13 protein-coding genes are annotated in these 10650 nt (G+C 59.0%); 4 read left to right on the top strand and 9 right to left on the bottom strand.

The annotated features are described in order from the left end of the window. Positions 1-217 (top strand): hypothetical protein (locus VVD49_RS09610; RefSeq protein WP_327598922.1); only part of this gene is annotated, 217 nt, incomplete at its 5' end. Positions 218-476: 259 nt separating this feature from the next. After that, on the top strand, positions 477-1667 hold the full coding sequence (locus VVD49_RS09605) for a M23 family metallopeptidase (protein WP_327598921.1): 1191 nt from the start codon (positions 477-479) through the stop codon (positions 1665-1667). Positions 1668-1727: 60 nt separating this feature from the next. Here the strand turns inward: VVD49_RS09605 and erpA are convergent, their stop codons facing one another. The 5 genes from erpA to rpsP all read right to left on the bottom strand — a co-directional run bounded on the left by erpA (position 1728) and on the right by rpsP (position 4315). After that, on the bottom strand, positions 1728-2078 hold the full coding sequence (gene erpA / locus VVD49_RS09600) for an iron-sulfur cluster insertion protein ErpA (protein ID WP_327598920.1): 351 nt from the start codon (positions 2076-2078) through the stop codon (positions 1728-1730). Positions 2079-2267: 189 nt separating this feature from the next. Further along, on the bottom strand, positions 2268-2633 hold the full coding sequence (gene rplS / locus VVD49_RS09595) for a 50S ribosomal protein L19 (protein WP_327598919.1): 366 nt from the start codon (positions 2631-2633) through the stop codon (positions 2268-2270). 98 nt (positions 2634-2731) lie between these two features. Next, positions 2732-3523, bottom strand: a complete 792-nt coding sequence (gene trmD, locus VVD49_RS09590; protein ID WP_416384895.1) for a tRNA (guanosine(37)-N1)-methyltransferase TrmD — start codon at positions 3521-3523, stop codon at positions 2732-2734. Next, positions 3517-4038 carry a ribosome maturation factor RimM gene (gene rimM / locus VVD49_RS09585; protein ID WP_327598917.1) on the bottom strand — a complete coding sequence of 174 codons (522 nt, stop codon included), beginning with the start codon at positions 4036-4038 and terminating at the stop codon, positions 3517-3519. The genes trmD and rimM overlap by 7 nt, the downstream gene beginning before the upstream one ends. Positions 4039-4063: 25 nt before the next feature. Then, entirely contained in the window at positions 4064-4315 is a 252-nt protein-coding gene (gene rpsP, locus VVD49_RS09580) for a 30S ribosomal protein S16 (RefSeq protein WP_327598916.1), read from the bottom strand. A gap of 277 nt (positions 4316-4592) precedes the next feature. On the opposite strand from rpsP, the gene VVD49_RS09575 reads away from it, so the two are divergent. Then, the gene (locus tag VVD49_RS09575; RefSeq protein ID WP_327598915.1) at positions 4593-6098 is read left to right on the top strand and encodes a hypothetical protein; all 1506 of its coding nucleotides are present in this window, start codon (positions 4593-4595) and stop codon (positions 6096-6098) included. A gap of 19 nt (positions 6099-6117) precedes the next feature. Here the strand turns inward: VVD49_RS09575 and VVD49_RS09570 are convergent, their stop codons facing one another. Beyond that, positions 6118-7362 (bottom strand): YihY family inner membrane protein, encoded by a 1245-nt coding sequence (locus VVD49_RS09570; protein WP_327598914.1) that lies wholly within the window; start codon positions 7360-7362, stop codon positions 6118-6120. A 95-nt stretch (positions 7363-7457) separates the two neighbouring features. Between VVD49_RS09570 and VVD49_RS09565 the strand changes: the two genes are divergently transcribed. Continuing rightward, on the top strand, positions 7458-7868 hold the full coding sequence (locus VVD49_RS09565; protein WP_327598913.1) for a DUF2069 domain-containing protein: 411 nt from the start codon (positions 7458-7460) through the stop codon (positions 7866-7868). Here VVD49_RS09565 and VVD49_RS09560 read toward each other — a convergent pair. The 3 genes from VVD49_RS09560 to pssA are packed head-to-tail and all read right to left on the bottom strand — an operon-like array spanning position 7848 to position 10548. Beyond that, a complete protein-coding gene (locus VVD49_RS09560) occupies positions 7848-8201 on the bottom strand; it encodes a cupin domain-containing protein (protein WP_327598912.1) in 354 nt (117 codons plus the stop codon). The two genes, VVD49_RS09565 and VVD49_RS09560, sit on opposite strands and share 21 nt — an antisense overlap. After that, positions 8201-9745, bottom strand: coding sequence for a 2-isopropylmalate synthase (locus tag VVD49_RS09555; protein WP_327598911.1), 1545 nt, complete (start codon positions 9743-9745; stop codon positions 8201-8203). The genes VVD49_RS09560 and VVD49_RS09555 overlap by 1 nt, the downstream gene beginning before the upstream one ends. A 26-nt stretch (positions 9746-9771) precedes the next feature. Then, a complete protein-coding gene (gene pssA / locus VVD49_RS09550) occupies positions 9772-10548 on the bottom strand; it encodes a CDP-diacylglycerol--serine O-phosphatidyltransferase (protein WP_327598910.1) in 777 nt (258 codons plus the stop codon). Positions 10549-10650 lie beyond the last annotated feature (102 nt).

The following is a 10650-nucleotide window of genomic DNA, read 5'->3' as shown; positions in this document are numbered from 1 at the left end:
AGCAATTTGCAAAACTATTTTTGCGAATCACTCGACTTCAACAACACCACCTCATTCGCCGCAAACCCGCGTCCAGCTTGGCTTTGCAGCTCGCCGACTTCGCTTGACTCAGTACCTCGATCACGCGATTTCAGCGCATCGCCCGGAAGCAGCGAAGAGGCAGAATTATGGACAGGTTTCAGCGGCAGGTCAAGGCTTTGTCACATTTTCTTCATGAGATCTTGGCACCAGCGAACAGCTTTTGTGCCACCAGCCTCTTTCCAAGCTCACTCTCAACTCTCGCAATGCCCCGTTGTCATTAATAAATTCATGAAGATCATCAGCTTGCTAAACCCACGGGACTCTCTGCCGTAAGTTGGCAGATGACTCCGCCAAACAAACTTACCCATCACCCCACATTTGGGGGCTCCGCCCCACGACGGGCGGCGCTGTTTGTGACCACCTTTACATTGGTATGCGCTGTTTCGGCGGCAGCCATGACGGACGTCGGTCCTGACGCCGGGTTGCTCGCCAAGCTTCAAGTGGAAGATCTGGCTTTGCCACCCACGGAAGTCATGAACGATGTCGAAACCCCCTTCATTGTGGGAACGACGCTGCGCCAAGGGGAGAGCGTCTCCGCGCTGCTGAACCGTCTTGGCGTGCGCGATGCGGAAGCGCGCAATTTCATCACTTCACGCGGCAGCGCCCTGCTGCACCTGAAGCCCGGAGCAGCCGTTGTCGCGCACACCTCGCGCCCTGGGGGCTTGCAGCTTCTGGATATTTTTGACTATCAAGATACGAAGAGTGTCCGCATTAAGCGTGAAGCGCATGGCCTGGCAATGGAAGAACAGACGATCGCCCCCGAAACACGCGTGGCTTCCATTTCCGGGACTATCCGCTCGAATTTCTCAGCGGCAGCCAACGCTGCTGGACTGCCAGCGGATGTGCTTCGCGCCGCGCCTGCCGTTCTGGGAGAAGAAAGCGATGCGCTGGGCAAGCTCAAACGGGGCGATCGTTTCGGAGTCATATACGAAGCCCTTTTTCATCAAGGGGTGCCATATCGCAGCGGACGTATTCTGGCGCTCGAATTGACCCACGCGGCACACACCCATACCGCCTACTGGTTCTCCAAGCCAGGTAACAAAGGAAGCTACTACTCGGAAGATGGCAAAAACCTGAGCGAGCGCTTTCTGCATTCGCCGGTCGCGGCTTCACGCATCAGCTCAGGCTTTGTCGGGCGCGAACACCCGGTCCTGAAAACGTGGATCCAGCATAAAGGGATAGATTTCAGCGCCCCGCTGGGCACCCCGGTGCACGCCACAGCAGACGGTGTCGTAGAGTTCATTGGTGACATGCGCGGCTTCGGCAATTTCATTACCTTGCGTCATGACAAAGCAATTACAACAGCCTATGGCCATCTCGACGGTTTTGCGGAGGCATTGAAAAAAGGGGATGCCGTACGCCAAGGTGAGGTGATTGGCTTTGTCGGCCAGACGGGATGGGCGACCGGAGCACATCTACATTACGAGTTCCGCATCAACGGTGTTCACCAAAACCCTTTAGAGCCGAACCTGGCGAGCGCTTTGCCCCCGGACAGCCACCAGCTTGCCCGGTTTCACGCCCAAGTTACCAAACTGCGAGCCCCACTTGCGTCTGGCGCGAAGGCGACACTCGCACTCCTGAATTAGGTACTTAGCGAAACAAAAAAGGGCGCCCGCGGGCGCCCTTTTTGTTTCGTTACTCGTGAATCAGACTGAGAAGGACGAGCCACAACCGCAGGTTGTCGTTGCGTTGGGGTTGCGGATGACGAACTGGGAGCCCTCAAGACCATCGCTATAGTCAATTTCAGCGCCAACAAGATATTGATAGCTCATGGCATCGATCAACAACGTCACACCGTTCTTGTTCAAAGTGGTGTCGTCTTCATTCATCTCTTCATCGAAGGTGAAACCGTACTGGAAACCGGAGCAGCCGCCGCCGGAAACAAATACGCGCAGCTTCAGTTCCGGATTGCCCTCCTCCTCGATCAACTCCTTGACCTTGTTTGCGGCGTTGTCGGTGAAGACAAAAGGATCTGGCATTTCGGTCACGGCATTCATGATCGGGACTCCTGAAATCAATTAGTTACTGCATGCTGATGCTGCAGCGCAAAGCGGACTCTTGCATTATCGAACCGATGTCGACAAGCGTCAATGTGAAACAAGTCGGGGCAAATTCCGGCCTTTCAATACCGAAGGGAATGCAAAACGCCCCGCAAGCGGGGCGTTCTGTTTGCTGCACCGATAAGATCAGGCGCGGCGGGTGAGCTTTTCCTTGATACGTGCCGACTTGCCGGAGCGGTCGCGCAGGTAGTACAGCTTGGCGCGGCGAACATCGCCACGACGCTTCAGTTCGATGCTGGCAACCAGCGGCGAGTAGGTCTGGAACGTACGCTCCACGCCTTCACCCGACGAGATCTTGCGAACGATGAAGCTGGAGTTCAGGCCGCGGTTACGCTTGGCGATCACCACGCCTTCGTAAGCTTGCAAACGCTCGCGCGTACCTTCCTTGACCTTCACTTGCACAACGACGGTGTCGCCAGGCGAGAATTCGGGGATGGTCTTGCCCAGACGAGCAATTTCTTCCTGCTCGAGTTGTTGAATCAGATTCGACATTGCGTAACTCCATTCAATAAAAGTTATGGCTTGTTGGTTCAAGCCTCGCATGCAGAGCAGGTCGCCACCTGATGCATGTCTTTGTCATCCACGGATCCTTATGAATCCGCTTCCTGCTCCCGCTTGAATTCCTCAAGCAGTGACATTTCTTCCCGACTCATCGCTCGGCCCTGCAACAGGTCCGGGCGTCTCTGCCAGGTTCGGCCCAGTGACTGTTTGAGTCGCCAACGCCTGATTTCTGCATGGTTGCCCGACAACAGCACGGCGGGCACCTTTTCTTCATCAAAGACTTCCGGTCGCGTGTAATGCGGATAGTCCAGCAATCCCGCTACGAAAGAGTCTTCGACTGCGGAATCCGCATCGCCAAGCGCGCCAGGCAGTTGGCGGATGATTGCATCCATCAACAACATGGCTGGCAGCTCGCCGCCGGACACCACAAAATCTCCAATCGATATTTCTTCATCAACACAGCGATCGATCAGGCGCTGGTCAACTCCTTCATAACGCCCGCACAGCAGCGTTATCGATTCCTGCTTCGTCAGACGCAGCACGGTTTCATGCGTCAGCGGTGCGCCCTGCGGCGACAGGTAGATCACACGTCCGACCTTGCCCTGCTCCGCCACTTGCGCGGCTTTTGCCGAGGCGATCGACTGCTCCAGCGGGCCGGGTAACATCAGCATTCCGGGGCCGCCGCCGTATGGCCGGTCATCCACTGTGCGATGCACGTCCGAGGTGAAGTCCCGCGGGTTCCAGCACTGCAGCGACCACAAGGAGCGCTCATGTGCGCGTCGCGAAATCCCGTGTTCGCGCAAGGCTGCGAACATTTCCGGAAAGATCGTGACGACGTCGAAGCGGCGCTTGAATGCTCCAGCGCTTTCGGCGCTCACCAGTCAGCTTCCCACTCGACGCGAATCTCGCGAAGCGTCAAATCGACGCTCTTGATGAAGGCGCCTACGAAGGGAATCAAGCGCTCCACCTTCGCATCACCCTCGCCATCGGCAAGTTGCAGCACGTCGTGTGCGCCGGTTTCAATCAAGCCCTGAACAACACCCAACTGAACATCTGCGGTATTGAGCACGGCCAGACCGATCAGGTCATCCCAGTAGTACTCGTCAAGACCGGGCTTGGGCATGTACTCACGTGGCGCGGCGATGAACAAGCCATCCAGCGCTTCTGCGCCATTGCGATCCGATACTTCATCGAAACTGGCGACCAGATTCTTGCCTTGGTCCCGCAGGCTTTCCAGCTTGTAGGCCTTCCAGTCTGCTTCGTTACTGGAGTCGGGATTGCGCCCAAGCCACCAGTAAACCATCTTGCTCCACGAGTGAGGATCGTCCCCGAAGGGATGAATCTTCACGCCGCCGCGGACGCCATGGGGAGCGACGATGCGACCCAGAACGATCACGACTCAAACCTCAGGAACAGATTGCTCAGGCTGCAGCCTTGGCGTTTTGCTTGACCAGACGCTCGACGGTCGGGGACAGCTGGGCACCATTCTGTTGCCAGTAAGTCAGACGCTCCAGGTTGATGGCCAGCGGCTTTTCAGCGCCGGAAGCAACCGGATTGTAGAAGCCAACGCGCTCGATGAAACGGCCGTCACGGCGATTACGCGAGTCAGTAGCAACGATATTGAAAAACGGGCGCTTCTTGGCGCCGCCGCGTGCAAGGCGGATCACAACCATGTTGATATCCTTCAGTGAAGAGTTCCGACACCCTGACGGCAGCCCACGTGGCCGCGCAAGTAACGGAATCGGAAAAACCCGGCATGCTATGCGAAAATCGTCGTTTACTCAAGCGTCTCACGCTACGGCCATAAAGAGCTCTGCGAATTCTCCGCAAATCCGGTACTGAAAACGAGTCAATCGGGCAATTGGCGACGACTGGCCTCGGCAGCAAGGCCTTGCTGCCCTACAATATGCCTCTTCCGCGTGATCACCACCAAGATAGCAGCGTTCCCAAATGTCCGTCGGTGCCCTTTCCCACAGCGAAGTCACAGCCCCCATCATCGATTGGCTGATTTCGCCTGCATCCGGCGACCTCCATGCCGAAGCAGTCGCGCTGGCAGGGCATCTTGATGCGCTACACGCACCGCGCGGTATCAGTCATGCCCAGTTTCATCGTTGCATCGAACTGTTTTACAGCCGCGCCCTGCAACTAAGCGGGGAGTTTCGTCGCAGCCTGCGCAGCATGGAGCTTCCGCTCGCTGCCGACTGGCTTGCCAGCGCAAGCCTGATGACAGCAAGCCTGCTGCGTATTGCACAAGGCTTCGAACGCGTCCTGTCCAATGCCAGCTCAGGCGCCATCCGTACGCAACGCCGCCTGAATGAAACGGCTTCAGCACGCGCACTGCGCCTGTTGTGCGAACAATTCGTAATTGTCTGCCAATCCGGACGAGAGCCCGAAACCTCGTTGTGGCAGACAGCCAATCGCCTGTACTACCTGTCCCGCGCCGAGGCTGGCGCGGCACAGGCTGCGGGCAGCCCTGCCGAAACCGCTCTGTTTACCTACAAACGCCTGCTTGGCATTGCTGCGCTGGATCCACGCACAATGTCGCCCGGCGAACTCGATTGGGCTGCGGAGTATGTCAGCCGGATTTGTGGTCAGCTGCACGTACAGGAAGATCGCCCCCCGTCGCTGGAAGGCGCGTGGTACTGGATCGACCCAGCAGATACAGCGGAACCTCAGGCCTGCAACAGGCAGATGCCACCGGAACGCCAGAAATCGAAACTGATTTTTTTCGCTACGACAGCGCTGGCCCGCCGCGCAGCGGAATTGCTGGCACGCCACGAAGGCGGCCGTGGCGGCCCGGATCTCGAGCCCAGCGAACTGTTCCCCGGCGTCGTGCCGACAGCACTCCTGGGTCGCATGCGTTCCCGCTGGCACGCACCACCAAAGCGCGAACATCCACGGCGGCGCCAGCAGTATTCAGTTGAAGCCTGTGTCGGACTGACCTCCATCTGGCGCATGCTGCGTGGCGACAAGAGTGCAGCGGCCGAGCTTATTTCGGAGTGGGATGTCGTCAATGAAAGCCCTGGCGGCTACGCGATCATCCAGGTCAAGGGGGCCGGCTCAGGGCTGGGCGCCGGTATGGCCGTAGCATTGCGGCGCGAACCCAAGGAAGCATGGAGCGTGTGCGTCGTACGCTGGCTGCGCAGCGGCGACGCCGGCCAACTCGAGATGGGCCTGCAGATCGTGTCGAAGGGTGCGGTGCCCGTGCAGGTCGGCTTCCGTCTCAGCAACGACCGCTCTGTCTCCATGGTTGATGCGCTTGTACTGCCGGTGCTACCGGCATTGCGCCAGCATCAGGCTGTATTGGCGCCATCGGGCACCTACACTTCACGCCGCTTCTCATTGGTGTCGGACATCGATCGACTCTATGTCGCACAAGGCCGCCTGCTGAGCCTCGACATGCAAACCGCGAACGTCGAGCTGTTCCAGTTCGAGATCGATCCCTACCCGCTGTAAGCCGCCTCCGCGCAAGGACTCACGGGCCTCGCTGCAGGCTTGATGCTTCATCAACAAGCGAAGCGACGGGCGTATCCAGTGCGCTACGCAGGCGCGCAAGCGCTGCGCGAATCACGCGCTGCTCGTCGATACCAACATCAGGCTCCGGCCCGCCGCCGAGAGCCAGCCAGGCCATCACGTCCCCCAGGCTCAAGGTGTGCGCTGATTTGCTGAGCACCCACTCCCCGGCTTCTGTGCACACAGCCCAGCCTGCCTGCGCCATGTCATCGAGCATCTGCTCGGCTCCCACTCGACCCTGCCCGCTTTTCTCGGCGAGTGTCGCAAGCGGCTGTGCAATGCCGATCTTCTGAGCCTCCGCCAAAGCCACAACCAGCCGCAATGCTGCATGGATACGACCGGAAGGCGTCTCCGGCAAAAGCTTGTGACGCGACTGAAAGTCCGGCAGGACAGCTGCCACCACAGCGCCATTCAATACAGCTACCCAGGTGAAATAGAGCCACACGAGGAAGATCGGGACGACCGAAAAGGTGCCGTAGATCAGCGTGAAGTTCGGCAGCTTCGAAAGATAGAGCCCGAACAGCCGCTGCACCAGCATAACCCCCAGCGCGGCCACGACGCCACCTATGATGCTGTGACGCAATTCCATCGGACGGTTGGGCACCTTGTGAAACAGATAAGTGAACAGGCCGCAGATCAGCAAGGCAGGCATCAAGGTGTTGGCGAATGAGCCCACCCAAGCGGGCTCGTGCACCAGCCCCAGGGACGTCTTGACCACCATGCTCATGAAAGCAATACACGCTGCCAGCACGAACGGACCTATTGTGAGCACAATCCAGTACGTCGACATGCGCACCCACCACGGCCGAGGGCGGCGAATGGCCCAGATGCTGTTCAGCGTGCGGTCAATGGTCTGCAGCAACATCACCGCCGTCACCACCAGCATGCTGGTACCCACCAGCGTAAGGCTGGACGCCTTCTGGCTGAACTGCAATACATAGGTCGTAATGACCTTGCCGGCACGATCAGGGAGCAGATTCTCCAGCAAGAAGCTGCGCAAGCCCGAACCGAGGCTTGCGAACTGCGTAAACTTCGACATCAAAGTCAGCGTGACAGTCAGCAAAGGCACGAGCGACAGCAGCGTCGTGAAAGTCAGACTGCCAGCCGTTTGCGCAATGCGCGCGTCCGCCGACTTTGCGCGCATGCGCTGCCAGAACTCGTTGAAGCCCAGCAGATGTCCGCACATGTGCGAGGGCAGATGAATCATCGTAAAACTCCAGATGGCAGCGCGCCTATAATGGCCGCCTTGTCCGGCCGTACTACCTCGGCCGCTCTGTTGTATCTCAATCGATTTAATCACAAATGAAGCGCTCAAAGACTGCAACGCCTGTTACGCCGGAATTTGTCCAGCAATGCGCAACACGTGCTCGCGGTGCGCAGACCATCGGCATAGCCGCCCTGCTCGCGCTCATCGCGCTGGGACTGGCGTGGGAGCTACACCTGGTGCCGATGCGGCCAGGCGCGTCGTGGCTGGCCCTCAAGACCGCGCCGCTGGCCGCAGCCCTGCCTGGTTTTTTCAGCGGCAAGCGCTACACCTTTCAGTGGATGAGCTTGCTTGTCTGGATCTACTTCACTGAAGGCATTGTCAGCGCCACGTCCAGCGGTGGCGCCGCCAGCGTTGTCGGCTGGATTGAAACCGCGCTGACCGTCGTGCTATTCATCGCTTGCGCCATTTACGCGCGCATGACGGAGTCATGGCGCCGGGTCGGCTGACTGGCGATCACCGCGCGTTGAGGGTTGCGATATCACGAGAAATCGCACATCGCTCGCCGAGCGATTGAAGAACTGATGCGGTGTCCGCGCAGGCACAACAAGGCTCTGGCCCGCAGATAGCAAGACCTCCTGCCCGGCCATCTCGATCGCCGCCTCACCCTCCACAATGTAGAAGCACTGCTGCGCATTCATGTGGAGATGACGCGACTCACTCTTTCCCGGCGGCACGCGCTCTTCAATCACGGACAAGGCATCGCTCTTGAGCAGATGCCAGCCGTCACAGCCCTCGCCCCATGTGTAATGCTCGGCGTTGTCGCGAGACAACACCTGCATCAGGCGTCTTCGCCCTGCGGATCGACGCGCACGGTATTGGCATGCAGCTTGTTGAGCGCGTTGATATAAGCCTTGGCCGAGGCGACGATGATGTCGGTATCAGCCCCCTGACCATTCACCACACGCTCATCGCGCGCCAGACGCACGGTGACCTCGCCCTGTGCGTCGGTACCTGACGTGATCGCATTGACCGAATACAGCAACAGTTCGCTCTTGCTGCTCACGATGTCTTCGATCGCCTTGAAAATCGCATCGACAGGGCCAGAGCCATTGGCTTGCGCCTTGCGTTCAGCGCCATCTACCGACAAGGTGATTCCCGCATGCGGCACCTCACCGGTTTCCGAACGCACACTGGACGCCACCAGTTTGTAGAATTCGCGCTCCGGCGTCACCCCTTCGTCCGACATCAGTGCGTGCAGATCTTCATCGAAGATCTCCTGCTTCTTGTCTGCCAGCTCCTTGAAGCGCGCGAACGCGATATTGAGCTGCTCTTCGGACTCGATCGTAATGCCTATGTCCTGCAGGCGCGAGCGGAACGCATTGCGGCCGGAGAGCTTGCCAAGCGTAAGGCGATTCGCTGTCCAGCCCACATCTTCGGCACGCATGATCTCGTAGGTTTCGCGATGCTTGAGCACACCGTCCTGATGGATGCCGGACTCATGCGCGAAAGCATTGGCGCCAACGATGGCCTTGTTCGGCTGCACCGGGTAGCCGGTGATTTGAGACACGAGTTTCGAAGCCGGCACGATCTGCGTGGTGTCGATGTTCGTCGTGACAGGAAACAGATCGGCACGCGTGCGCACGGCCATCACGACCTCTTCCATCGAGGCATTGCCAGCACGCTCACCAAGACCGTTCACCGTGCATTCGACCTGACGTGCACCGGCAACGACAGCCGCCAGCGAATTGGCGACAGCGAGGCCGAGGTCGTTGTGGCAATGCACGGACCATACGACTTTGTCGCTGTTCGGCACACGCTCGATCAAGGTGGAGATGAGGCGCGCGAATTGCTCGGGCGTGTTGTAGCCGACGGTGTCCGGCACGTTGATCGTCTTTGCGCCAGCGCGAATGACCTCGTCGAAGATGCGGCACAGGAAATCCACTTCCGAGCGGCCGGCGTCCTCCGCAGAGAACTCGATGTCGGCCGTGTATTCGGACGCCCAGCCGATCGCTTTCACCGCCTGCGCGACGACCTGATCGGGCGTCATGCGCAGCTTCTTCTCCATGTGGATCGGGCTGGTCGCGATGAAGGTGTGGATGCGGCCACGCGCGGCAGGCTTGATCGACTCGCCTGCGCGGCGCACATCGTTCTCGTTGGCTCGTGCCAGCGAACAGACCGTCGACTCGCGCACGGCCTCAGCAACTGCACGTACGGCTTCGAAGTCGCCATTGGAAGCGGCGGCAAAGCCGGCTTCGATAACGTCGACGCGCATTTTCTCGAGCTGACGCGCGATACGCACTTTCTCCTCGCGCGTCATCGCTGCGCCGGGGCTTTGCTCGCCATCGCGCAGGGTGGTGTCGAATATGACCAGACGATCTTTCATGATGAACTCCTTGGCTCTCGTAACGCTCAGCTGTGGCTGGCGCGCGCGCTGCGCTTGCGCAGACGGCGGACCAGCGTCATCACGTAGCCGGACAATGCATAACAAACGAACACGCCGAACAACACACCCGGCGGATAGGACGATACGAACAGCAGGATCACGATCAGCGCGATCGCTGCTGCGAACGGCACGCTGCGCCGCAGGTTGAAGTCTTTTCCACTATAGAAAAAGACACTGCTGACCATGCTGATACCGGCGAAAGCAGTGATGGCACATGCGAGGTACGGCACCGGCAGACCGAGGAAATAATCTTCGCCGCCGACACCATTGTCGATCATGACCCACACGAAGCCCGTCACCAGCGCCGCTGCGGCCGGACTGGGCAAGCCCTGGAAGAAGCGCTTGTCGATGACGTCGATATTGGTATTGAAACGCGCCAGACGTAGCGCTGCACACACGCAGTAGATGAAGGCAGCGATCCAGCCAAGCTTGCCCAGATCGCGCATGGCCCATTCGTAGATCACGAGCGAGGGCGCAGCACCGAAGGACACCATGTCGGACAGCGAGTCATACTCGGCGCCGAACGCGCTCTGCGTATTGGTCATGCGCGCGACGCGGCCGTCGAGCGCATCAAGAATCATCGCCACGAACACGGCTACACAAGCATGTTCGAAACGACCATTCATGGCCTGCACAATGGCGTAAAACCCGCCAAACAATGCCGCCGAAGTAAACAGATTGGGCAGGATGTAGATGCCGCGACGACGTCTTTCAGGACGCGGGCTGCTGGTCTCTTTCGACACGATACGAATCCTCCTCAAAGCCTGCGCAGGCAGTTGCTTATTCTACGAACGCAGTACAAAAAAAAGGCGGGTGCGTAACGCCCCCGCCATTTTCATTTCACG

The organism is Uliginosibacterium silvisoli, assembly GCF_036017035.1.
Lineage (GTDB): Bacteria > Pseudomonadota > Gammaproteobacteria > Burkholderiales > Rhodocyclaceae > Viridibacterium > Viridibacterium silvisoli.
Note: the sequence above shows the minus strand (reverse complement) of the source record. Positions and strands in the feature narration are given on the sequence as shown.